The sequence below is a fragment of the Stenotrophomonas sp. MYb57 genome, assembly GCF_002966815.1.
In the GTDB taxonomy this organism is placed as follows: Bacteria; Pseudomonadota; Gammaproteobacteria; order Xanthomonadales; family Xanthomonadaceae; genus Stenotrophomonas; species Stenotrophomonas indicatrix.
The window spans coordinates 336,618-360,000 of the sequence record NZ_CP023271.1; the positions used below are offsets into that span (position 1 = coordinate 336,618).

The 23,383-nt window shown below is 67.9% G+C and carries 20 protein-coding genes (1 of these 20 running past the window's edge); 7 read left to right on the plus strand and 13 right to left on the minus strand.

The genetic code is table 11. The annotated features are described in order from the left end of the window. Window positions 1–21 precede the first annotated feature (21 nt). The 3 genes from argS to CLM74_RS01545 form a co-directional block, all read right to left on the minus strand. Window positions 22–1,710, minus strand: a complete 1,689-nt coding sequence (gene argS / locus CLM74_RS01535) for an arginine--tRNA ligase (RefSeq protein WP_025878374.1) — start codon at window positions 1,708–1,710, stop codon at window positions 22–24. Between the two features lie 114 nt (window positions 1,711–1,824). Beyond that, entirely contained in the window at window positions 1,825–2,529 is a 705-nt protein-coding gene (radC, locus tag CLM74_RS01540; protein ID WP_105164917.1) for a DNA repair protein RadC, read from the minus strand. A gap of 71 nt (window positions 2,530–2,600) precedes the next feature. After that, entirely contained in the window at window positions 2,601–3,227 is a 627-nt protein-coding gene (locus CLM74_RS01545; RefSeq protein WP_025878376.1) for a response regulator transcription factor, read from the minus strand. Window positions 3,228–3,452: 225 nt separating this feature from the next. Between CLM74_RS01545 and coaBC the strand changes: the two genes are divergently transcribed. From coaBC to CLM74_RS01560, 3 genes are read left to right on the plus strand one after another with little or no spacing between them, the layout of a single operon-like run. Beyond that, window positions 3,453–4,709 (plus strand): bifunctional phosphopantothenoylcysteine decarboxylase/phosphopantothenate--cysteine ligase CoaBC, encoded by a 1,257-nt coding sequence (gene coaBC, locus CLM74_RS01550; protein ID WP_105163292.1) that lies wholly within the window; start codon window positions 3,453–3,455, stop codon window positions 4,707–4,709. Continuing rightward, window positions 4,706–5,194: a dUTP diphosphatase gene (gene dut / locus CLM74_RS01555; RefSeq protein WP_025878378.1), complete on the plus strand. Its 489-nt coding sequence runs from the start codon at window positions 4,706–4,708 to the stop codon at window positions 5,192–5,194. The genes coaBC and dut overlap by 4 nt, the downstream gene beginning before the upstream one ends. 12 nt (window positions 5,195–5,206) lie before the next feature. Continuing rightward, complete coding sequence (locus CLM74_RS01560; protein ID WP_105163293.1) at window positions 5,207–7,555, plus strand: phosphomannomutase/phosphoglucomutase; 2,349 nt, start codon at window positions 5,207–5,209, stop codon at window positions 7,553–7,555. Window positions 7,556–7,791: 236 nt separating this feature from the next. Here CLM74_RS01560 and CLM74_RS01570 read toward each other — a convergent pair whose 3' ends face one another. The 8 genes from CLM74_RS01570 to pyrE form a co-directional block, all read right to left on the minus strand. After that, on the minus strand, window positions 7,792–8,505 hold the full coding sequence (locus CLM74_RS01570) for a response regulator transcription factor (RefSeq protein WP_025879418.1): 714 nt from the start codon (window positions 8,503–8,505) through the stop codon (window positions 7,792–7,794). After that, the gene (locus CLM74_RS01575) at window positions 8,486–11,146 is read right to left on the minus strand and encodes a sensor histidine kinase KdpD (RefSeq protein WP_025879419.1); all 2,661 of its coding nucleotides are present in this window, start codon (window positions 11,144–11,146) and stop codon (window positions 8,486–8,488) included. The genes CLM74_RS01570 and CLM74_RS01575 overlap by 20 nt, the downstream gene beginning before the upstream one ends. Before the next feature lie 51 nt (window positions 11,147–11,197). Beyond that, window positions 11,198–11,842, minus strand: a complete 645-nt coding sequence (kdpC, locus tag CLM74_RS01580; RefSeq protein ID WP_025879420.1) for a potassium-transporting ATPase subunit KdpC — start codon at window positions 11,840–11,842, stop codon at window positions 11,198–11,200. Then, window positions 11,839–13,899 (minus strand): potassium-transporting ATPase subunit KdpB, encoded by a 2,061-nt coding sequence (gene kdpB, locus CLM74_RS01585; protein WP_033832832.1) that lies wholly within the window; start codon window positions 13,897–13,899, stop codon window positions 11,839–11,841. Before kdpB ends, kdpC begins: the two co-directional genes overlap by 4 nt. Window positions 13,900–13,908: 9 nt before the next feature. Further along, window positions 13,909–15,618, minus strand: coding sequence for a potassium-transporting ATPase subunit KdpA (kdpA, locus tag CLM74_RS01590; protein ID WP_105163294.1), 1,710 nt, complete (start codon window positions 15,616–15,618; stop codon window positions 13,909–13,911). Between the two features lie 12 nt (window positions 15,619–15,630). Then, entirely contained in the window at window positions 15,631–15,723 is a 93-nt protein-coding gene (locus CLM74_RS01595) for a potassium-transporting ATPase subunit F (RefSeq protein WP_005407770.1), read from the minus strand. A 175-nt stretch (window positions 15,724–15,898) separates the two neighbouring features. Further along, on the minus strand, window positions 15,899–16,573 hold the full coding sequence (locus CLM74_RS01600; RefSeq protein WP_025879423.1) for a hypothetical protein: 675 nt from the start codon (window positions 16,571–16,573) through the stop codon (window positions 15,899–15,901). Window positions 16,574–16,592: 19 nt separating this feature from the next. Further along, window positions 16,593–17,252, minus strand: coding sequence for an orotate phosphoribosyltransferase (gene pyrE, locus CLM74_RS01605; RefSeq protein ID WP_025879424.1), 660 nt, complete (start codon window positions 17,250–17,252; stop codon window positions 16,593–16,595). 163 nt (window positions 17,253–17,415) lie between these two features. Here pyrE and CLM74_RS01610 point away from each other — a divergent pair, with 163 nt between their 5' ends. From CLM74_RS01610 to CLM74_RS01620, 3 genes are all read left to right on the plus strand, one after another. Further along, a complete protein-coding gene (locus CLM74_RS01610; protein WP_033832834.1) occupies window positions 17,416–18,216 on the plus strand; it encodes an exodeoxyribonuclease III in 801 nt (266 codons plus the stop codon). Then, window positions 18,213–19,517, plus strand: a complete 1,305-nt coding sequence (locus CLM74_RS01615; RefSeq protein WP_032977021.1) for an MFS transporter — start codon at window positions 18,213–18,215, stop codon at window positions 19,515–19,517. The genes CLM74_RS01610 and CLM74_RS01615 overlap by 4 nt, the downstream gene beginning before the upstream one ends. Window positions 19,518–19,594: 77 nt before the next feature. Continuing rightward, window positions 19,595–19,825, plus strand: coding sequence for a hypothetical protein (locus CLM74_RS01620; protein ID WP_025879428.1), 231 nt, complete (start codon window positions 19,595–19,597; stop codon window positions 19,823–19,825). An 87-nt stretch (window positions 19,826–19,912) separates the two neighbouring features. Here the strand turns inward: CLM74_RS01620 and CLM74_RS01625 are convergent, their stop codons facing one another. Both CLM74_RS01625 and CLM74_RS01630 read right to left on the minus strand, forming a co-directional pair. Further along, the gene (locus tag CLM74_RS01625) at window positions 19,913–21,040 is read right to left on the minus strand and encodes an anhydro-N-acetylmuramic acid kinase (RefSeq protein ID WP_080277682.1); all 1,128 of its coding nucleotides are present in this window, start codon (window positions 21,038–21,040) and stop codon (window positions 19,913–19,915) included. 64 nt (window positions 21,041–21,104) lie between these two features. Continuing rightward, window positions 21,105–22,574 carry a peptidoglycan DD-metalloendopeptidase family protein gene (locus CLM74_RS01630; RefSeq protein ID WP_025879426.1) on the minus strand — a complete coding sequence of 490 codons (1,470 nt, stop codon included), beginning with the start codon at window positions 22,572–22,574 and terminating at the stop codon, window positions 21,105–21,107. Window positions 22,575–22,741: 167 nt separating this feature from the next. Here CLM74_RS01630 and tyrS point away from each other — a divergent pair, with 167 nt between their 5' ends. Continuing rightward, a protein-coding gene (gene tyrS / locus CLM74_RS01635) for a tyrosine--tRNA ligase (RefSeq protein WP_105163295.1) crosses the window boundary here: on the plus strand, window positions 22,742–23,383 show its 5' portion. 567 nt of this gene lie beyond the right edge of the window; the window shows 642 of its 1,209 coding nt (coding positions 1–642); its start codon is at window positions 22,742–22,744; the stop codon falls past the right edge of the window.

Sequence of the window (23,383 nt, forward strand, 5' to 3'; positions counted from 1 at the left end):
GTCTACTGCGTCTCCTGAGGCTTACATTTTTTCCGGGGCGGAAACGCCCAGGAGGTCGAGGCCGTTGGCCAGTACCTGGCGCGCCGCGCAGGCCAGGGTCAACTTGGCATTGCGATCGGTCGCGTCGTCCACCAGCACCGGCGTCCCGTGATACCACGTGTGGAAGGCGTGCGCCAATTCGCGCAGGTACTGCGCGACCAGATGCGGTTCCAGCGCCACGCCAGCCGCTTCCACCACTTCCGGATAACGCGAGATCTCGTTCATCAGGGCCAGCGATGCGTCATCGGCCAGGCGGCCGAGATTGGACAGGCCGGTGCCCTGTTCGTAGACCAGACCCTTCTCCTGCGCCTGGCGCAGCAGGCTGCAGACACGGGCATGTGCGTACTGCACGTAGAACACCGGGTTGTCGTTGCTCTGCTGACGGGCCAGGTCGATGTCGAAGGTCAGCTGTGAATCGGGCTTGCGTGCGATCAGGAACCAGCGGGTCGCGTCGCGGCCGGCTTCTTCGATGAGGTCGCGCAGGGTGAAGTAGCTGCCGGCACGCTTGGACAGCTTCACTTCCTCGCCGCCGCGCATGACGGTGACCATCTGGTGCAGCACGTATTCCGGCCAGCCCTGCGGGATGCCCACTTCCATGGCCTGCAGGCCGGCACGCACGCGCGCCAGTGAACCGTGGTGGTCCGCGCCCAGTTCGGTGATCGCGCGCTCGTAGCCGCGCTGCCACTTCGACAGGTGGTAGGCCACGTCCGGCACGAAGTAGGTGAAGGTGCCGTCGGACTTGCGCATCACGCGGTCCTTGTCGTCACCGAAGTCGGTGCTGCGCAGCCACAGCGCGCCGCCTTCCTCATAGGTATGGCCCGACGCCTGCAGCTTGGCCACTGCCTCGGCGACCTTGCCATCGGCGTACAGCGAGCTTTCCAGGAAGTAGATGTCGAAATCCACGCCGAACGCGGCCAGGTCCAGGTTCTGCTCGTTACGCAGGTAGGCCACGGCGAAGCGGCGGATCGCCTGCAGGTCGTCCGGGTCCTTGGCGCCGACCACCAGGGTGCCTTCCAGGTCGACGCTGGCGCCGGACATGTAGGCACGTGCCACGTCGGCGATGTAGTCGCCGCGGTAGCCGCCTTCCGGCCAGCCTTCCTGGTCCGGGGCAATGCCCTTCACCCGGGCCTGGGTCGACAGCGCCAGGTTCTCGATCTGCACGCCGGCATCGTTGTAGTAGAACTCGCGCTTGGCATTCCAGCCGTTGGCATCGAGCACGCGTGCCACGCAGTCGCCGATGGCCGCGGCGCGGCCGTGGCCGACATGCAGCGGACCGGTCGGGTTGGCCGACACGTACTCCACGCCTACCGTGCGGCCATTGCCGGACAGGTTGCGGCCGTAATCGGCGCCTTCCTTGATGACGGTGACGGCTTCACGCTGGTACGCGGCCGGCGCCAGGTGGAAATTGATGAAGCCGGGGCCGGCGATCTCGACCTTGCTGACGTCTTCGCTGCGCGGCAGTGCCTCGACCAGCGCCTGTGCCAGTGCGCGCGGATTGCTGCGCGCGGCCTTGGCCAGCAGCATCGCGGCGTTGGTGGCGAAGTCGCCATGGTCGCGGGTCTTCGGGCGCTCGACCACGAAGTCCGGCGGCAGGGAGTCGACGGGCAGGGTGCCATTGGCGCGCAAGGCTTCGATGCCTTGGCTGATCAGGGCGCGGAGGAGATTTTTCACGAGGCCTGCTGTGAGAATGAGCGGCGGAATCGCCCATTTTAGCGCAGATGCCGGCCTCAACGCTGACCGGGGCCTGCCTGCCAGGGCACGCGTCGCGGCGTGCTGCTGCGGGGCTCATCCGACCAGGCGGGCCTGGAGCGGTGGCAGAAGACCCCGTTCAGCAAACGAAACCGGACGCCCCTCGCCGACCACGAAGTGGTCCAGCAGGCGGATGTCGACCAGTGCCAGGGCCCGTTGCAGTTCCTCGGTGATCTGCGCGTCGGCGGCCGAGGGTTCCGGGTCGCCAGAGGGATGGTTATGGCTGAGGATGACCGCGGCGGCGTTGTGCAGCAGGGCTCTGCGCACTACTTCACGGGGGTAGACCGGGGCCGCGTTGATGGTACCGGCGAACAGTTCCTCGCAGGCGATCAGGCGGTGGCGGTTGTCCAGGAACAGGACCACGAACAGTTCCCGTGCCTGCCCACGCAGACGGTGCTGCAGGTAACGGCCGACGGCGGCAGGGTTGTTGCCCACCGCTTCGCCCTGCTGCAGTTCAGCGGCCAGGTAGCGGTGGGCCAGTTCCAGCCCTGCGGCCAGCGTGCAGCTGCGAGCCGGCCCCAACCCAGGGAGTTTCGATAGTTCGCGGGCGGAGCGGTCCAGCAGCACCCGCAATGGGCCGTGGGCGAGCAACAGGTCGCGCGCGGTCTGTACGGCGTCCCGGCCGCCAATGCCGGAACCCAGGAACAGGGCCAGCAGTTCGGCGTCGGACAATGCCGTGGGACCCCGGGTCAGCAGCTTCTCGCGGGGGCGCTCTTCTTCGGGCCATTCATGGATGGGCATGGCACCCATCATGGCGATCATCGCCGACCGCTCCCATAAGCCCTTGCCGCACCTGCGGGTCGGCCAAGCCCTCAGTCGCGCCGGGTCTGCAGGTAGTCGTAGAGTTCCTGGTTGGTCTGCAGGCCAAGCTTGCGCATGGCTTCGGCCTTCTGCCGGCTGATCGTCTTCGGGCTGCGCCCGCTGCGGTCGGCGATGGCATTGATGTTCAGGCCGTCGGTCAGCAGTTGCAGCACTTCCAGTTCGCGTGTCGACAACGCAGCCGGTGGATGGGGGAACAGCAGATCGCGGGCCTGCAGGTGGCGCCGCAGCTGGTCGGAAACGAACACCTGCCCGGCCATGGCGGCATGCAGGGCCTGCGGTAGTTCGGCGAAGTCGGCGCTCTTGTCGACAAGGCCGTGTACGCCATCGCGCAGCAGGCCATCGAGCAACCCCGGGTGCCTGGCCCCGGTCAGCACTACCACGGGAAGGTCGGGATGGCGTTGGCGCAGCTCGGCCAGCAGTTCAGGGCCGTCCGGGCCGGGGCCGGGCATGGACAGGTCGGTGAGTACGGCGTGGCAGGGCTGCTGGACCAGCAGCTGCAGCAGTCCGGCACCGTCGGCAGCGGCACCGGCCACGTCCATCTGGTGACGCTCAAGCACGATTCGGATGCCGTGCAGGACGACCGGATGGTCGTCGGCAATGATGATGCGCGGTTGCACGGGGAACTCCTGGGAAATCGAACGGCACACCTCGGTGGCCAGCAATGATTCTGCAAAGCGGGGACGCGAAGAGGTATAGGAAAGTTCCGAATCGGCTCGCAGCAAACCCGGAAAACTCCATCGGCCCCCGCCCATGTGCTGATAGCCGCCCGCTATGTGCCGCGTGCACCGGGAGGTTGCTGGCCTTCGGGTAAGCTAACGCCCTCGTTTGCACAGGAATTCCAGGTGGCTGATTCTCCCAACGCTTCCCCGACGCGGACCCGCGCGCTGGAAGGCCAGAAACTGCTCTTGTGTGTCGGTGGCGGGATCGCGGCCTACAAGGCCCTGGAACTGGTTCGACGCCTGCGTGATGCCGGTGCGCTGGTGCAGGTGGCGATGACGGCCGGCGCCCAGCAGTTCGTCACCCCACTCAGCTTCCAGGCCCTTTCCGGCCAGCCGACCCGCACTACCTTGTGGGACAGCGCCGCCGAACAGGCCATGGGCCACATTGAACTGGCACGCTGGGCCGATCGCATCGTGATCGCGCCGGGTACCGCCGACCTGCTGGCCCGCCTGGCCCAGGGCCACGCCGATGACCTGGTCAGCACCTTGTGCCTGGCCAGCACCGCACCACTGACCGTGTGCCCGGCGATGAACCATCGGATGTGGCTGCATCCGGCCACCCAGGCCAATATCGCCCTGCTGCGCCAGCGCGGCGCGCAGGTGATCGGTCCGGTCGATGGGCCGCTGGCCGAAGGCGAATCCGGCCCCGGTCGTTTGGCCGAGCCGGCCGACATCGTCGCCGCCCTGGCCGCCAACGGCGCTGCCGCTGCCGCGGCGCCGGAAACGCGCGCCCTGCAGGGCCTGCGCCTGCTGATCAGCGCCGGCCCGACCTATGAAGACATCGATCCGGTGCGTTACGTGGGCAACCGCAGCAGCGGCAAGATGGGCTACGCGCTGGCCGCCGCTGCCGCCGGGCTCGGTGCCCAGGTGGTGCTGGTCAGCGGCCCGGTGCAGCTGCCGACGCCGCCCGGCGTGCAGCGCATCGATGTGCGCTCTGCCGCGCAGATGCGCGAGGCGGTACTGGATGCGTTGCCGGCCGACATCTATATCGGTGCTGCCGCCGTTTCCGACTACACCCCGCGCCAGGTGGCCGCGCAGAAGCTGAAGAAGACCGCCGACAGCCAGTCGCTGGTGATCGAGTTGGTGCGCACCCCGGACATCCTGGCCGAGGTTGCCGCGCAGACGCAGTCGTTGAAGCTGGTGGTCGGCTTTGCCGCCGAGACCCACGATGTGGAGAAATATGCGCGCGGCAAGCTGGTCGACAAGCGCCTGGACCTGGTGATCGCCAACCAGGTGGGCATCACCGGCGGTGGTTTCGAAAGCGACAACAATGCCGCCACGGCCTTCTGGCAGGATGGCGAACAGGTATTCCCGGCTACTTCCAAGCGTGAGCTGGCCGAACAACTGCTGGCGCTGATCGCGCGGAGGCTTCAGGCATGACCCAGGCAAGCAACACCCACGGACTCTCCCCGCAACCGTTGCAGGTGAAGCTGCTCGACCCCCGCTTCGGCGACAGCTGGCCGCTGCCGGCCTATGCCACCGAAGCCAGCGCCGGCATGGACCTGCGCGCGGCGCTGGAAACCGCGCTGACCCTGCAGCCGGGCGATACCGCACTGGTCCCCAGCGGCCTGGCCATCCATATCGCCGATCCTCATCTGTGCGCAGTGATCCTGCCGCGTTCGGGCCTGGGCCACCGCCATGGCATCGTGCTCGGCAACGGCACCGGCCTGATCGATGCCGACTACCAAGGGCCGCTGCTGATCAGTGTCTGGAACCGTGGCCGCGAGGCCTTCACCATCGAGCCGGGCGATCGCATCGCCCAGTTGGTGATCGTGCCGATTGCCCGCGTCAGCCTGCAGGTGGTGGATACTTTCACCGACAGCGTGCGGGGAACGGGTGGATTCGGCCATACCGGGGTGCGTTGACAGGGGACATCGATGAGCGGCATCGGGGAAGCACAGCGGGGAAAGACGTTGGGACGCAGCGCGCCATTGCTGGGCGTGCTGCTGGTACTGCTGGCCGCCTGGTTCGGCTGGAGCGCGGTACAGCAGTGGCGGCAGGCCGCCAGCGGGGACGCGCTGGAACAGGCGCGCGACCAGGCCGTGCAAGGGCTGCAGCAGGCTGCCTCCGGCCAGTTGCAGCAGCTGCAGCAGCAGTTGAAGGGCGACCGCGTGCAGCAGGCGCTGCAGGCCGGTGATGCCGCCGGCGCCGCGCTGGCGCTGCGGGAAAGCTGGACCGGCGTCGAGCAGGTGGAGGTGCTGGGCGCTGACCTGGCCGCAGGCTATGCCGATGCGGCCACTTTTGGATTCGCACGCCTGGCCCTGCTGGAATCGGCGCTGGCCGAAGGCAAGGCAACCCTGCGCGTGGTCCGCGATGGCGGCGGCAACCGCCTGGGTCTGGCCGCGCCGGTACAACTGGCCGGTGTCGGGCCGGCGGTGGTGTATGTCCGCCAGCCGCTGTTGCGGTTGACCGCGCCGCTGGATCAGGTGAGCGCTCCCGGCAACGGCTTCCTGGCGCTGCGCCAGGGAGCACACAACATCGTGGTGCAGGGCGATACCGGCCTGTCCGAGAGCGCCGAAGCAATGGCGCGCCCGGTGGCGGGAACGCCGTTGCGGCTGGCCGCCGGGGTGCCCAATGTGGAACCCGGCCCGCTGGGGCTGGGAGCCCTGGCCAGCGCGATTGTCGCCCTGCTGCTGGGCTTCATCGCGGTACTGCTGGTGGTAGGTCGTGGCCGGCTGCCGAAATCACTGCCGCTGCCCAGCCGGCGCAGCGCGGTGGCCGACGCCGATCACGGCCCGACCCTGCGTGAAAGCCTGCAGATGGTCCCGCCGGCGGTGCCCGGCGAGACGGTGGCCGAGGCTGCGCCACCTCCGCCGCCACCGGTTCCGGCCGACGAGCTGGCTGCAGGCATCTTCCGCGCCTACGACATCCGCGGCGTCGTGGGCAGCCAGCTGACGGCGCGCACCGCCGCGCTGATCGGCCAGGCCATCGGCACCGTCGCCCTTGAGCAGGGCCTGCGCGAGGTGGTGATCGGTCGCGATGGGCGCTTGTCCGGTCCCGAACTGTCGGCCGGTCTTGCCGAAGGCCTGCGGCGCGCCGGCTGTGCGGTCATCGATATCGGCCTGGCGCCGACCCCGGTGGTGTATTTCGCCGCCTTCCATCTGCGCACCGGTACCTGTGTAGCGGTCACCGGCAGCCACAATCCGCCGGACTACAACGGTTTCAAGATCGTCATCGGTGGTGAGACCCTGTCCGGCGATGCGATCACCGACCTTTACCAGCGCATTGTCGAAGGCCGTCTGGTGCAGGCTGCGGAGCCGGGTGATTACCAGCAGCGCGAGGTCGCCGCCGATTACATCCAGCGTATTGCCGATGACGTGCAGCTGGACCGCCCACTGAAAGTGGTGGCCGACGCGGGCAACGGCGTGGCCGGTGCCTTCGCCCCGCAGCTGCTGGAAGCAATCGGCGCAGAAGTCATCCCGTTGTACTGCGATGTGGACGGCACCTTCCCCAACCATCACCCCGATCCCAGCGAGCCGGCCAACCTGGAAGACCTGGTGCAGACGGTCAAGCGCTTTGGCGCCGACCTCGGCGTGGCGTTCGATGGTGATGGCGATCGCCTTGGCGTGGTCACCAGTGAAGGCAGGATCATCTACGCCGACCGTCTGCTGATGCTGTTCGCCGCCGACGTGCTGATGCGCAACCCGGGCGCGATGGTGATCTACGACGTGAAGTGCACCGGCAGGTTGTCCGATCACGTGCTGCGCAACGGCGGCAGCCCGTTGATGTGGAAGACCGGGCACTCGCTGATGAAGGCGAAGATGCGCGAGACCGACGCCGAACTGGCGGGCGAGATGAGCGGCCACTTCTTCTTCAAGGAACGCTGGTTCGGCTTTGACGATGGCCTGTACGCCGCTGCACGCCTGCTGGAGATCCTCGCCCAGCGCGAGGAAACGCCGGACGAAGTGCTGGCCGAACTGCCGGAAATGGTGGCGACGCCGGAGCTGAAGGTGCCGGTGGCCGAGGGCACCCCGCATGCGTTGGTGGCGATGCTGGTGGCCGCTGCGCAGTCGCCGGACAACCCGTATGTCGGCGGCCGCCTGTCGACCATCGACGGCCTGCGGGTGGACTTCGCCGACGGCTGGGGCCTGGTTCGCGCCTCCAACACCACGCCGGTGCTGGTGCTGCGTTTCGAAGGCAACGACGAAGCAGCACTGGAGCGTATCCAGGCGCTGTTCCGCAGCCAGCTGCAGCCGGTGCTGGGCGACACCCCGCTGGGGTTCTGAGGTGGCGCCGGGCTGCGGCACCCGCGGTAGTGCCGGCCGCTGGCCGGCAACCTCAACAGCAACAGCGGGCACTCCGTGGGTTGGTGGAGCGGTGTCGGAGTGCGGGGACGCCGCAAGTACGTCCTTGTAGGCTTGGCAGCCGCATCCATGCGGCTGACACCCCGCACTCCGACACCGCCCCACCTCTGACAATTTCCCGGTGCTGTTGGTGGGTGCCGACCGTGGGTCGGCACGCCTCACCCCTTGAACCGCAACCCCACGCCCGGTTCGGTGAACAGGTAGCGCGAATCCAGCGCCGAGTCGCCCAGCTTGTGCCGCAGCTTGCCGACCAGGATGCGCAGGTAGTGGGTGTCGTGCTGGTGGGTGGGTCCCCAGATTTCCTGCAGGATCTGTGGTTGGGTAACCACCCGCCCGGCATTGCGCAGCAGCAGCGACAGCAATGCGTACTCCTTGCGGGTCAATGCCACCAGCTCGCCATCGATCGCCACTTCACGGCGCACCAGGTCCACGTGCAGGTGGCCATCGTCGAACACCGGCGGCGTGCCATCGGTCGGCACGCTGCGTGTGCGCAGCAGCGCCCGCACCCGCGCCATCAGTTCCTGGGTGCCGAAGGGCTTGGTCACATAGTCGTTGGCGCCGTTGTCCAGTGCACGCACTTTCTCGGTTTCGCCGGCACGCACGGTCAGCATGATCACCGGCACCTGGCTCCACTGCCGCAGCTGCTCCAGTACCTCGTGGCCTTCCATGTCCGGCAGGCCGATGTCCAGGATCACCAGGTCCATGTCCTCACTGGCAGCCATCTGCAGGCCTTCCTGGCCGGTCGCGGCCTGGCGCACCTGGTAGCCCTGCGCGCGCAGGCTGATGTCCAGGAACCGGCGGATCTGGGTTTCATCGTCGATCACCAGCACGCGCGGGGCCGGCGCGCTGGCATCAGTCGGGGTCGGACTCATCGTGGGAGGCTGGCTTGAGCAGGGGCAGGGTAATGCGGATCAGGGTACCGCGACCGTCGCGCCCGGGCAGCGCCTGCACGCTGCCGCCGTGTGCGCCGATCATGCCCTGGCAGATGGTCAGGCCCAGGCCGGTGCCGTGGCGGCCGCGGTCGCCGCGTTCGACGCTGTAGAACATGTCGAAGATGCGCGCGCGCTCGTCGTCGGGAATGCCGGGGCCGGCATCGATCACGTCGATGCGCAGCTGACCGTCCAGTTCGCGCGCCAGCACCTGCACGGCGGCATCGGCTGGCGAGAACTTGGCAGCGTTCTCCATCACGTTGAACACCGCCTGTTCCACCAGTGCAGGATGCACCCATATCGGTGCCAGCGTTGCCGGAATATCCAGCTCCAGCCGCACCTTCGGCTGGTAGCGCTGCAGGCGGCGGGCGGCCGAACCGATCAGCTCGTCCACGCCTATCCAGTCGCGGTTGATCTTCAGGCCCTCGTGGCCCAACCGGGTCATGTCCAGCAGGTTCTGGATGTAGCGGTCCAGGCGCTCGCCTTCGACCAGGATGGTGTCCAGCAACGCGCGGCGGTCGGCCAGATCCATCGCCGTCCCGTAGCTGGCCAGGCTGTCGGCCGAGCCGATCATCGCTGCCAGCGGCGAACGCAGGTCGTGCGACACCGAGGAAAGCAGGGCAGAGCGCAGCCGCTCGGTCTCGTTGCTCACATGCGCCTGTTCCAGCTCGGCCACCAGGCGCGTGCGCAACGCGGCCTGGGCGATGTCGTCGACCATCGCTTCGGCCAGCTGGCGCTGTTCGGGCAGCAGCCGCGCCTGCGCACCCGGCAGGTACAGGCCAGCGACGCCGATCGCGCGGTCTTCGCCGTCCAGCAGCGGCAGGAACCACCATTGCGCGCCGGCCAGGGTATCGGTGAAGCGGCCACTGGGCTGGCCATGGCGCAGGGCCCAGTCGGCCGCCGCCAGATCGGTATCACCGGGCAGGCTGCGGCCACCGGCGGCGGTATCGGCGCCGATCCGCAGCCAGGCCGGTACGTCCATGGCCTGTTCCAGCGCATGCCGGCCGGCCTGTGCCACTTCACCATTGCCGGCCGCGCTGGCCAGCTGCCGGCCCAGCTGCTGGCGTGCGCGTGCATGGCGGTTGGCCGCGCGCAATGCGATCACCTGCATGCGCAGGCGCGACGCCAGGCGTCCGGCCACCAGCGCCGCCGCCAGGAACAGGAACACGGTGATCACGCCCTGCCGCGCGCCGATGGCGAAGGTGAAGCGCGGCGCGATGAACAGGAAGTTGTAAGCGAGAAAACACAGGATCGCCGCCATCACCGCGACGCTGGCGCGGGTACGTGCAGCCACCAGCACCACCGCCACGATGAACACCATCGACAGATCGGCCATGCCCACCCAGCGTTCGACCAGCCACGCCACCGCGCAGGCAAGGGCGGTGGCGATCAGGGCCTGCAACGGCTCGTGGCTGACCCCGCGCATCGGTGGCAGCAGCCCCTCTCGACGGGAACGCGCACGCGCCTGTGGCGTGCTGATGATGGTGATCTCGTAGTGCGCGCCGCGCTGGATCAGCTGCTGGGTCAGGGTGCGGTTGAACATCCGCGCCAGCGGCCGTTCGCGGGTACGCCCCAGCACCAGCGTCGATACGCCGTTGTGCGCGGCGTGGTCGAGCAATGCATCGGCGATGCTTGAACCATGCAGCAGCTCGGCTTCGCCGCCGAGGCGGCGGGCCAGCGCGAACGCAGCATCGATCTCGCGCCGGGTCGCTTCGTCCTGGCGGCGCCCCTGCACCGTCACCACCGTCCACGGTGCATCGCGGCGTTCGGCGATGCGCCGTGCCACCCGCACCAGGTATTCGCTCTGGCCACCGCCGTCGATCGCCACCAGCACGCCGCGCCGCAACGGCAGATTGCTCTCGCCGCGCGCGGCGCGTGCTTCGCGCAGGCTGCTGTCGACACGGTCGGCGGCCTCCTGCATCGCCAGCTCGCGCAATGCAGTCAGGTTGGCCGGCGAGAAGAACGCCTGCAGGGCCTGCGCGGCCTGCTCGGGCACGTACACCTTGCCCTGCTGCAGGCGCGCGATCAGTTCGCGCGGCGGCAGGTCGACCAGCACGATGTCATGCAGGCGGTCGAGCACGCCATCGGGCACGGTCTCGCTGACACGCACGCCGGTGATGCGCATCACCACATCGTTGAGGCTTTCCAGATGCTGGATGTTGACCGTGGTCCAGACGTCGATGCCGGCGTCCAGCAGTTCCATCACGTCCTGCCAGCGCCGTTCGTGGCGGCTGCCCGGCGCATTGCGATGGGCCAGCTCGTCCACCAGCACCAGCGCGGGTTTCCTCGCCAGAACGGCGTCCAGGTCCATCTCCTGCAGGTCGTGGCCATGGTAGGCCACGTCCTTCAGCGGCAGCCGTGGCAGGCCTTCCAGCAGGGCCTGGGTATCGGCACGGCCGTGGGTCTCCACCAGCCCGACCACCAGGTCCACGCCACGGCGCAGCTGTTCCTGCGCGCGGGTCAGCATGGCGTAGGTCTTGCCGACGCCGGGCGCAGCGCCCAGGAACACGGTGAGCTTGCCACCGGCTTCGCGTTGCAGTCCTTCCACCAGGGCGTTGGCCTGGCGGGTCCGCAGATCAGTCATGGGAGCCGCTGTCATGGCCGCCATTGTGCGCGCAGCGGGTGCAGCCCTGCATCACGGCGCGCGTGCCGCGTGGTCCAGTGCGAAGTTCAGCGTCACCACGTTCACCCGTGGCTGGCCGAATACGCCCCATTGCCGGCCCTGCGTGTTGGCCTTCACCAGTGCCTGCACCTGCTCGACGGGCAGGCCACGCGCACGCGCCACCCGGGCCACCTGCAGCTGCGCTGCCGCCGGCGACAACTGCGGATCCAGCCCGCCGCCGGACTGGGTGACCAGATCGGCAGGCACCTGCGCGGGCGTTACGCCTTCGCGCGCGGCCACTGCTGCGGTGCTCGCCGCCACACGCTCGGCCAGCGCCGGGTTGCTGCGGGCCAGGTTGGAGCCGGCCGCCGCCATCGGGTCGTAGTTGGCGGCCGACGGTCGCGCCTGGAAGTAGCCATCGCCGGTGAACGGCTGCGACAGCCATGCCGACGCACGCACCTGGCCGCTGCCATCGCGCAGCAGGCTGCCTTCGGCCTGCGCCGGGAAGGACAGGCCGGCAAAACCGGTGGCGATGCCGGCGTAGACCGCACCGGCCAGCAGCAGGGTGGCCACGCCCAGGCCGATGGCCGGGCGCCAGCTGGCGCCATCCTGCAGCGTGGCCACGCGCGCCTCGCGCTTCAGCTCGCGGGAAAGGGAAGGGGAGTCAGAACGGTTCATGCGCCGAATACCAGGACAAGAAGGAGGTCGATCAATTTGATCGCCGCGAACGGCAGCAGCACGCCACCCAGGCCGTACACCAGCATGTTCCGGCGCAGCAGCGCCGTTGCGGTGGCCGGGCGGAAGCGCACACCGCGCAATGCCAGCGGGATCAGGGCGGGAATCACCAGGGCATTGAAGATCAGCGCCGCAAGCACCGCGTTGCGCGGGCTCGACAGCTGCATCACGTTCAGCGCGGCCATCGCAGGCACGGTGGCGGCAAACAACGCCGGCAGGATCGCGAAGTACTTGGACACATCGTTGGCCAGCGAGAACGTGGTCAGCGCGCCGCGGGTGATCAGCTGCTGCTTGCCCACCTCCACCACCGCCAGCAGCTTGGCCGGATCCGAATCCAGATCGACCATGTTGCCGGCTTCCTTGGCCGCCTGCGTGCCCGAATTCATCGCCAGGCCGATGTCGGCCTGGGCCAGCGCCGGCGCATCGTTGGTACCGTCGCCGACCATCGCCACCAGGCGGCCACCGGCCTGCTCGGCACGGATGCGGGCCAGCTTGTCCTCGGGCCGTGCCTCAGCGATGTAGTCATCCACGCCGGCTTCGGCGGCGATCGCAGCAGCCGTCAGCGGGTTGTCACCGGTGATCATCACCGTGCGGATGCCCATCGCCCGCAGCTGTGCGAACTTCTCGCGCATGCCGTGCTTGACCACGTCCGACAGCTCGATCACGCCCAGCACATGGCGACCCTCGGCCACCACCAGCGGCGTGGCACCGTTGCGCGCGACCTGGTCCACGCGCCCGGCCAGTTCGGCCGGTACGGTGCCGCCGAGCGCCTGCACATGGGCACGGATCGCATCGGCAGCGCCCTTGCGGATCTGCCGGCCGTGCACCAGGTCGACACCGGACATGCGGGTCTGCGCACTGAAGGCCAGGTAGTCGGCCTGGTCCGGCTCGGCGGTGGTGCAGCCCTGTTCGCGGGCCAGGCGCACGATCGACTTGCCTTCCGGGGTCGGGTCGGCCAGCGATGACAGCAGCGCCGCCTCACGCAGCTGGTCGGCGTCGATTCCGGCCAGTGCGTGGAAGTGGCTGGCCTGGCGGTCGCCGTAGGTGATGGTGCCGGTCTTGTCGAGCAGCAGCACGTCGACGTCACCGGCCACTTCCACCGCCTTGCCCGACTTGGCCAGCACGTTGGCGGCCAGCGCACGGTTCATGCCGGCGATGCCGATGGCCGGCAGCAGGCCACCGATGGTGGTCGGGATCAGGCACACCAGCAGCGCGATCAGCAGCAGCGGATCCACCTTGACGCCCACCGACGCACCGATCGCCGGCAGCGTCGCCACCACCACCAGGAAGGTCAGCGTCATCGCCGCCAGCAGCAGGGTCAGCGCGATTTCATTCGGGGTCTTCTGACGGTTGGCGCCTTCCACCAGCGCGATCATGCGGTCCAGGAAGCTGTGTCCCGGCTCGGCAGTGATGCGTACGACGATCTGGTCGGACAGCACCTTGGTGCCGCCGATCACGCCGGAGCGATCAGTACCCGCCTCGCGCAGCACCGGTGCCGACTCGCCGGTCACCGCCGCTTCGTTGATGGTGGCCAGGCCCTGCACGATCTCGCCGTCGGCCGGCACCAGCTCGCCGGCACTGACGATCACATGATCACCGGGGCGCAGTTCCGCGGCGGGCACCTGGGTCTCGCTGGCACCGGCCTGCGCCGACGCCAGACGACGCGCCACCAGGTCCTGGCGGGCGCGGCGCAGCGAGGCGGCCTGGCCACGGCCACGTGCTTCGGCCACGGCCTCGGCGAAATTGCCGAACAGCACGGTGACCAGCAGGATCGCGGTCACCGCCAGGCCGAAGCCCAGTGGTGCATTGCCGGTCAGGGTGATGATCGCGGCGACGATCGTGCCGGCCATCACCACCGCCATCACCGGGCTGCGCACCAGATGCATCGGCGACAGCTTGCGTACGGCCTCGATGAGCGCGCGACGCAGGCCGGCGGCATCGAGCAGGGCCGGGCGGGAAGCCACGGAAGAGGAACGGTTTGCGGTTGCGTGACTACTCATGGGGTGTCCTCAGTGCAGTCCCAGGCTCAGGTGGTCGGCGATCGGGCCGAGTACCAGCGCCGGCATGAACTGCAGCACGGTCAGGATGACGATCACCGAGACCAGGGTCAGGGCGAACGTCGGGGTTTCGATCTGCAGGCTGCCGGCCGATTCAGGGGCCTGCCGCTTGGCGGCCAGCTGTGCGGCCACCACCAGCGGGATGATCAGCAGCGGGAAGCGGCCCAGCAGCAGCACCAGCGAGCAGCTCAGGTTCCACCAGGGCGTGGCGTCACCCAGCCCCTCGAAGCCCGAGCCGTTGTTGGCGTAGGCCGAGACGTACTCGTAGAACACCTGGCTGATGCCATGGAAGCCGGGATTGGAGGTGCCCGCCAGACCCGGCACGGCCAGCGTGATCGCGGTGAACAGCAGCAGCGTGATCGGCTGCAGCAGCACCAGCAGTGCCAGCAGGCGCACCTGCGGCGTTTCCAGCTTGCGGCCGAACAGTTCCGGTGTACGGCCGGTCATCAGCCCGGCCAGGAACACACCCAGCAGCAGGTACACGATGAACTGCTGCAGGCCGCAGCCGATGCCGCCCCAGATCGCGCTGACCAGCATGTTGACCATCGCCAGGCCGCCAGACAGCGGGCTCAGCGAATCGTGCATGCCGTTGACCGAACCGTTGGAGACCTGGGTGGTCACCGCCGCCCACAGCGCGGTGCCATCGGCGCCGAAGCGTACTTCCTTGCCTTCCATCAGCAGCGGCGTGGCCGCGCTGGCGCTATGGCCCTCGCTCCATACCATCGCACCGGTGGACAGCAGCGACATGCCGAGCATGCAGCTGAACACCAGCGCGCCGAAACGACGGCGCCCGGTGAACGCGTCGATCATGAAGATCACCGCCATCGGCACCAGCAGGATGCCGATCACCTCCAGCATGTTCGACACCGGGGTCGGGTTCTCCAGCGGGAAGCTGCTGTTCGGGCCATACCAGCCGCCGCCGTTGGCGCCCAGCTGTTTGGCCGCGACCATCGCCGCAACCGGGCCCAGCGGCAGCTTCTGCTGCGCCATGCCGGCACTGGCATCGATCGGCGTGGCCTGCGGGCCACCGGCCATCGTGGAGGGCACGCCCTGGCTGGTCAGCAGCAGCGTCCATACCAGGCACAGCGGCAGCAGGAAGCGCACGCACAGGCGCACGACGTCGGCGTAGTAATTGCCCACCGCCACCTGGCGGTCATCGCCCGCGGCGGGCGCAGTAACCGATTTCGGCGCGCGCGAGAACAATGCACGCAACGTGGCCACGGCCAGCGCCAGGCCCATCATCGGCGTCACCACCTGCAGGCCGGTGATGCCGGTCATCTGCGAGAAGTAGGACAGCTGGGCCTGGCCGGAATAGTGCTGCTGGTTGGTGTTGGTCAGGAACGAGATCATCGTGTGCAGCGCCGTGTCCCAGCGCATGTTCGGGATCTGGTCCGGATTCAACGGCAACCACGCCTGGGTCATGAACACGGCCTGGGTCAGCACCGCGATCACCACGTTGCTGAGCACGAATGCCAGCACGTAGCCACGCCAGGACATCGAACGTGAAGGATCAACGCCGAGCACCTTGTACAGCGGCTTTTCGATCCAGTGGAACAGCACGTCGACCTTCATCGGCGTGCCGCGCATCACCCGGGCGAGGTACAGGCCCAGGGGCCAGGCCAGCACCAGGCTGGCGGCAAGAATGGCAAGAATTTCAGTCATGGCAGGCTCCGCTCAGAACGACTCGGGCCGCAGCACGACATAAAGAAGATAGGCGGCGGCAACCAGCACCAGCACGCCACACAGCAACGACAGCCAGGGGGACATGGAATTTGAGACCTGGTGGAACCCCTCCACCTCAGGCCGTCATCGTCGTCCCCGCCCCCATAAACGCACTACGCGCCGGACAGGGCCGACGCGTAAAGAGTGCATAAATTTCAGGGTCCAGGCCGTAACCCGGCAAGCGGCAGCGCTGGGCCATGCCGGGCGAGCAGCGCGCCGCTCAACCCGCCGGGGTCTGTGCCGGCACGTCCACCGGCGCCAATCCCTTCAGCTGCCGATAGCGCTGCAGGCTGCTTTCGATTTCGACCTTCAATGCCTGCTGCTGCTGTTCGAAACTGGCCAGCAGCCGTTGCTGCGACTGCAGCTGCGCATGGCGCTGGCCGATCGCCTGGGCCTGCTTGTCGGCCACCTTGCCGCCGGCCAGTTCGCGGTCGCCGGCGGCAGCAAGCAGGGCCACCAGCGATTCGCGCAGGCTGGCCACGTTGTACTGGGCGGTCTTGAGGTTGTTGTCGAGCACCTCCTGGCGCTCGGCGAACACGCGTCGCAGCGCATTCTCATCACCGTAGGTGGTCAGCATCGCCTGTTCGGTACGCTGCCGGGTCTGCTCGGCCATCTGGTCCAGCTGGACCTGCGCCGCCGCCGTGCTGGCGGCAGCGCGTTCCTCATCGCTCAACGCGCGCTGCACCTGCGCGTTGCGCAGGCCGCTGTTGGCGCTGAACTCATCGCGGGCGTGGTTGACCGCATCGGCCGGCAGCGCGTCGCTGCAGATCCGCTCCTTGCCCTCGTTCCAGCAGTACAGCTTCTTGTCTGCGGCCTTGCCGCTGGACTGTGCCAGCAGCGTCTGCGGCATCACCAGCAGCAGGCTGGCAGCAACGATGGCAGGAACTCGGAACATGCGACCTTCCCCCTGATGGTCAGCGCGTGGAACGGACGCCGTACTGGGCGCGATAGGCCTCCAGCGGCTGCCGGTAGCCTACAAGTTCCGGATTTCCGGACGCGAAATCAAGCAGGTCGGCCAGCGTCGCCACGGCGATCACCGGGATGCCGGCTTCTTCGGCCACGGCCTGTGCGGCGGAGCGATGGTCGCTGTCCGAGGCGATCTCCTGGCGGTCCAGGGCCACCACGATGCCGGCCGGAATACCGCCCGCAGCGCGGATGATCGCCAGCGCCTCGCGGATGGCGGTGCCGGCGGTGATCACGTCGTCGACGATCAGCACGCGCTTGCCGGTCATGTCGGCGCCGATCAACTGGCCGCCTTCACCATGGTCCTTCACTTCCTTGCGGTTGAACGACAGCGGCAGGTCGCGGCCACGCTGGGCCAGCTCGCAGGCCATTGCGGTGGCCAGCGGAATGCCCTTGTAGGCCGGGCCGAACACCACGTCGTACTTGATCCCGGTGGCGTCGATGGCGTCGGAATAGCACGCACCCAGCTGCGACAGCAGGGAACCGGAGTCGAAACGGCCGGCGTTGAAGAAATAGGGGCTCAGCCGGCCGGACTTGAGGGTGAACTGGCCGAAGCGCAGGGCGTCGGCGGTCAGGGCCAGCTGCAGGAAACGGTGACGGTGGTCGCTCATCAAAACTCGATTCATCTTCATTTGGAGCGCAAATCCTAATCCAGCTGGGCTTTCTGCGCTCGTCCGGCCCCTTCACGCAGGTATCCGCAGCTGCCCCTGCGGGCTGCTCAGCCCGGCAGGCAACCGGTATGCTTGCCCGGTTTCCCGCCGTAGGTTCTTCCGCATGCGCATCATCAGCTTCAACGCCAATGGCATCCGTTCGGCCGCCACCAAGGGCTTCCTCGACTGGTTCCGTGGCCAGGACGCCGACGTCCTCTGCATCCAGGAGACCAAGGCCCAGGAAGACCAGCTGACCGACCCGATGTTCCGCCCGGACGGCCACCATTGCTTCTACCGCGATGCCATCACCAAGAAGGGCTACAGCGGCGTGGCGATCTACAGCAAGCGCGAACCGGACCAGGTCATCACCTCGCTGGGCTGGGCCCCGTTCGACGACGAAGGCCGCTACATCGAGGCCCGCTTCGGCAACCTCAGCGTGGTCTCCTTCTATATCCCGTCCGGCAGTTCGGGCGACCTGCGCCAGGGCTTCAAGTTCGAAGTGATGGAGTGGCTGCGGCCGATCCTCGAGGAATGGGCGCGCAGTGGCCGCGACTACGTGCTGTGTGGCGACTGGAACATCGTCCGCTCGGCGCTGGACATCAAGAACTGGAAGTCCAACCAGAAGAACTCCGGCTGCCTGCCCGAGGAACGCGACTGGCTCAATGCCCTGTGTGCCGACCATGGCCAGGCCACCGATGTGGGCGCAGGTCGCGGCTGGGCCGATGCCTACCGCCTGCTCAACCCGACCGGCGAGGACTACACCTGGTGGAGCAACCGTGGCGCCGCCCGCGCCAACAACGTTGGTTGGCGCATCGACTACCAGTTCATCACCCCGGGCCTGCGTGACCACCTGCGCAGCTGCTCGATCTACCGCGACCAGCGCTTCTCCGACCACGCGCCGTTCATCGTGGACTACGACCTGTGACCGAGGCTGCCAAGCCTGCCGGCTACAAGGGCTGGGCCGGCATCAAGCGTGCGTTCGGTACGCCCTCGGCGCTGACCATGGCCCTGCTGGGCTTCGGTAGTGGCCTGCCGTTCCTGCTGATCGCCTCGCAGACCCTGTCCACCCGTCTGCGCGATGTCGGCCTCGATCTGGGCAGCATCGGCCTGATCAGCCTGGCCAGCTTCTTCTACCTGCTCAAGTTCGTCTGGGCACCTCTGCTGGATCGCTACGCGTTTCCGTTGCTGGGGTTCCTCGGTCGCCGCCGCTCGTGGCTGCTGGTCTCGCAGATCCTGGTGCTGGTGGGCCTGGTTGCACTGGCGTTCGTGCGGCCAGAGCAGGGCGTGTGGCCGCTGGTGGCCTGGGTACTGGTGGCATCGTTTGCAGGTGCCACCCAGGATTCAGTGGTCGACGCCTACCGCATCGAGATCGCGCCGCAGACCGCGCAGGCCGCGTTGGCCGCCACGTACACGCTGGGCTATCGCATCGGCCTGATCCTGGCCGGTGCCGGCGCCTTGTACCTGGCACAGTTCGAAGGCTGGATCATTGCCTATCTGGCCATGGCCGCACTGATGATCCTGCCGATCATCACCACCCTGTTCTGCCGCGAACCGGAGCGCCCGGCCAACGCCGTGCAGCGCCGCATCGACATTGCCGAAGCGTTCGTACAGCCGATCACCAGCTTCTTCACCCGCAACGGCATGGCACTGGCGCTGGCGCTGCTGGCGTTCGTCGGGTTCTTCAAGTTTCCTGACCAGGTCATCGGCGTGATGGCCGGACCCTTCTATCTCGATTCGGGCTTCGACAAGGCAGACATCGCTACGGTCTCCAAGCTGTTCGGCGTGTGGATGGGTATTGGTGGGGCGTTCCTTGGCGGTATCGCCGTCGCCGCCTTCGGTTTCCGCCGGATGCTGCTTGTCGCGGCGCTGGGCGTGGCCCTGTCGAACCTGGCGTTCCTGCTGATGGCGCACAATCCGGGGCAGTTGTGGGCGTTCTACGCCGCGCTCAGCGCCGACAACCTGTTCCAGGGCTTTGCCGGCACGGTGCTGGTGGCTTTCATGTCTTCGCTGACCGATCGCAACTTCACCGCAACCCAGTATGCCCTGCTGGTATCGCTGGCCAACCTGCCGGGCAAGTTCGTCGGCGGCGTTTCCGGTTACATCGTGGAGGCCACCTCGTACAGCACCTTCTTCATGCTCAGCGCCGTCACGGTGGTGCCCACCATGCTGCTGCTGGCCTGGCTGTGGCCACGCATCGTTGATCGTGGGCCGTCCCCCGCCGCCTGATTGCCTGTGTGCGCTTACTGCGGGATGATCGCCCCGACGCGCCGAGGGGGCGGTGCCTTGCGAACGGGGAAGTGAGCATGGCCGACGTAGTGCTGCGGGACCTGGACCCGCTGCTGCTGGAACGCATCAAACGGGTCTCGGTGGCCCGTGGCTGGACCCACGAACAGACCTGCGCGGTCCTGCTGGAGCAGGGCCTGTTCAGCAGTGAACTGGAGGTCCGCTCCGGCTTCGGCGATCCCGAAGTCGACGCGCTTTCCGACGCGATCGCCGCACTGCAGGCGCTGCCGGCCGGCCAGGGCTTCGATTGATCTGATGTCGGGTCGCCGGGCATGGCCCGGCGCTACCGCGCGCCGCCGACGGGTAGCGCCGGGCCATGCCCGGCGGATGGCGCCACCTCACGCCGGATGGATCGCCCCGAGAATCCGCGGCCCCGTCGCCCCGGTCACGCTCGGCAGGTTGCCCGGCAGCCCGTCCATCGTCCGCTGCGCCAGCCAGGCAAACCCCATCGCCTCCACATACTCCGGGTCCAGCCCGTGCAGCGCCGTTGACTCCACCACCACGCCCGGCAACCGCGCCGCCAGCCGCCGCATCAACTGCGTATTGCGCACGCCACCGCCGCACACCAGCACCCGCCGGGTGTGCGGCTGCTGGGCCAGCAGCGCATCAACCACCGTCGCCGCGGTCAGCTCCAGCAGTGTTGCCTGCACATCGGCTGCGGCGAACTGGCCTTCCTCCATGTGTGCTTCGGCCCACGGCAGGTGGAACTGCTCGCGCCCGGTGCTCTTGGGCGGCGGCAGCGCGAACCACGGATCCGCGCGCCAGCCGGCCAGCAGGCTGTCATCCACCGCACCGCTGGCTGCGTAGGCGCCGTCAGCATCGAAGCTGCGCCCGGTATGGCGTTGGCACCAGGCATCCATCAGCGCGTTGGCCGGGCCGGTATCGAAGCCACGCACGACGCCCTCGCGGGGAATCAGGGTCAGGTTGGCGATCCCGCCCAGGTTCAGCACCGCACGGTCCTCATCGGCCGCACCCAGCATGTCCAGGTGGAAAGCCGGCATCAGCGGCGCTCCATGGCCACCGGCGGCAACGTCACGGCGGCGGAAATCGCACACGGTGGTGATGCCGGTCAGCTCGGCGATGCGGTTGCCGTCACCCAGCTGCACGGTGAAGGCCGGGTCGGCCAACGGTCGATGGCGCACCGTCTGCCCGTGCGAGCCGATGGCTCGTACCTGCGAACGGTCGACACCGGCTTCTTCCAGCAGCTGGTTGGCGGCGGCGGCGAAGCTGATCGCAATCCGCGCGTCCAGTTCGCCCAGCTCCTCCAGCGACTGCAGCGGGCCGCCTTCGCCGAGGGCCACCAGCCGCGCCCGCAGCACCGGCTCCCAGCGGGCGGTCAGCCCGTGCACGAAGCGGCACCCCCCATCGGCCGGGAACTGCACCAGCGCGGCATCGATGCCGTCAGCGCTGGTGCCCGACATCAGGCCCAGGTAGAGGGGAAGGGACGGATCGGCAGTGGTGTTCATGGCGGGCATAAAAAAAGGACACGGCAAGCTTGTGCTGCCGTGTCCTCCTTCGTCAACGCAGGGCTCAGCCGCGCTTGCGGCCTGCCGGCGCCTTGTCCTTGGCGCTGGCCACCTCGGTGCTCGCGCTTTCGGCGGCCGGCGCGGGGCTGGCGTCGGCGTAGATCAGCTTCTCCATGCCCTGGATGCGGGCCATCGCCGGCGCGGTCTGCGCCCGGAAGGCCACCAGCTCGGCGCCCTTCAGCGGCTCCGGCGGCGGCATGGTCACCGTCAGCGGGTTGCGGTGCTCGCCATTGACGCGGAATTCGTAGTGCAGGTGCGGGCCGGTCGCCAGGCCGGTCGAGCCGACGTAGCCGATCACCGTGCCCTGGGCCACGCGCTGGCCATTCTTGATCCCGGCAAAGCGCGACATATGGCCGTACAGGGTGGTGTGGCCACGGCCGTGGTCGAGGATCACCACGTTGCCATAACCGCGCTGCACGCCGACGAACTGCACCCGCGCATCGCCGGCGGCCATGATCGGGGTACCGGTCCGCGCGGCGTAGTCCACGCCCTTGTGCATGCGCATCTTGCCCAGCACCGGGTGTTTGCGCGCGCCGAAGGTCGAACTCAGCCGGGCGAACGGGATCGGCATGCGGATGAAGCTCTTCTTCAGCGAACGGCCGCTGATGTCGTAGTACTCGGACTTGCCGTTGCGGTCGAAGCGGAAGCCGGAATAGGTCTTGCCGCCGGTGGTGAAGGTCGCCGCCAGGATCTTGCTGGTATCGACCTTCTCGCCCTCGCGCCAGGTCTCATCCATCACCACGCTGAAGCGGTCGCCCGGCTGCAGGTCCTTGGAGAAGTCGATGTCGTACTTGAAGATGTCGTCGGTCATCGTCGCGATCGCCGACGGTGACAGTCCGGCACGGCGCGCGGCCGCATACAGCGAACTGGTGATCTCGCCGCTGGTGACCACCGTGCGCGTGGATGTCTCGCGCTTGGTCACCGTTTCCTTGATGTCATCGCCGCTCAGGCTCAGTTCGACCCGGTTGTCGGCATCGCGGTCGAAGCGGATGCTGCGCAGGTCACCGGACAGCGGCATGTCGAAGGCGATCTCGGCACCCGGGCGCAGCTTGGTCAGCGATTCGCGCGCACCCGGATGGTCCAGCACCCGGTGCAGGGTGGTGGCGGAAATGCCGGCCTTGTCGAACAGGTCGCTCAGGGTCTGCCCGCGCTGCACCCGCAGCACCTGCCAGCTGTCGCCGGGGATCTGCTGCTGGCGGGCCATTGCCAACGGCGGCAACGGCAGTGCCAGGCTGGTGTGGCTGTCGGCGTAGGGCGCATCGATGGTGTGCGAGAAGCCCGGCACGATCGTGGCCACCAGCGCGCCAATGGTCACAAACAGGCTGGCGTGCATCCAATGACGCCGCGTCCAGCGCTCATTGAACGCAGCGGGAAGGTGTTGCCTCAGCTTCCGGTGCAGGGCGTTGTCGTGCAGGACGTGGAGTCGTTCCTGGAAGCGCTGCTTGCGAGCGCGGCCTTGATCGGAATTGAGCATCAGATGTCGGTCTCTGGCTGACCCGGGAACGCGGGCCCAAACGCCGGTAACATAGACACCTAACAAATTCGCGTCAAACCCTTGTGCCTATTGGCTTTTGTGAAGCCGATCGGGTTAACTTCGCTTTAACACCCCACATAAGAAACGGCGTTGCCGGGAGTAGTCACGTGTCCTCGATTGAAGAAGCCCTTGCCCTGATCGGCCGCGGTGCCGACGAGATCCTCAAGCTCGAGGATCTGCGCGCGCGCCTGCAGGAAGGCCGCCCGCTGCGCATCAAGGCCGGCTTCGACCCCACCGCGCCTGACCTGCACCTGGGCCACACGGTGCTGCTGAACAAGATGCGTCAGTTCCAGGACCTCGGCCACCAGGTCATTTTCCTGATCGGCGACTTCACCGGCATGATCGGCGACCCCTCCGGCAAGAGCCTGACCCGCAAGCCGCTCAGCCGCGACGACGTGCTGGCCAACGCCCGTACCTACGAGGAACAGGTGTTCAAGGTGCTGGACCGCAGCCGCACCGAGGTCCGCTTCAATTCGGAGTGGTTCGGCAAGATGAGCGCGGCCGACATGATCCGCTTGGCCGGCCAGCACACCGTGGCACGCATGCTCGAGCGCGACGACTTCGCCAAGCGCTATGCCGCCCAGCAGTCGATCGCCATCCACGAATTCCTGTACCCGCTGGTGCAGGGCTACGACTCGGTGGCCCTGGAAGCGGACGTCGAGCTGGGCGGTACCGACCAGAAGTTCAACCTGCTGATGGGCCGTGGCCTGCAGGAACACCACGGCCAGAAGCCGCAGGTGGTGCTGACC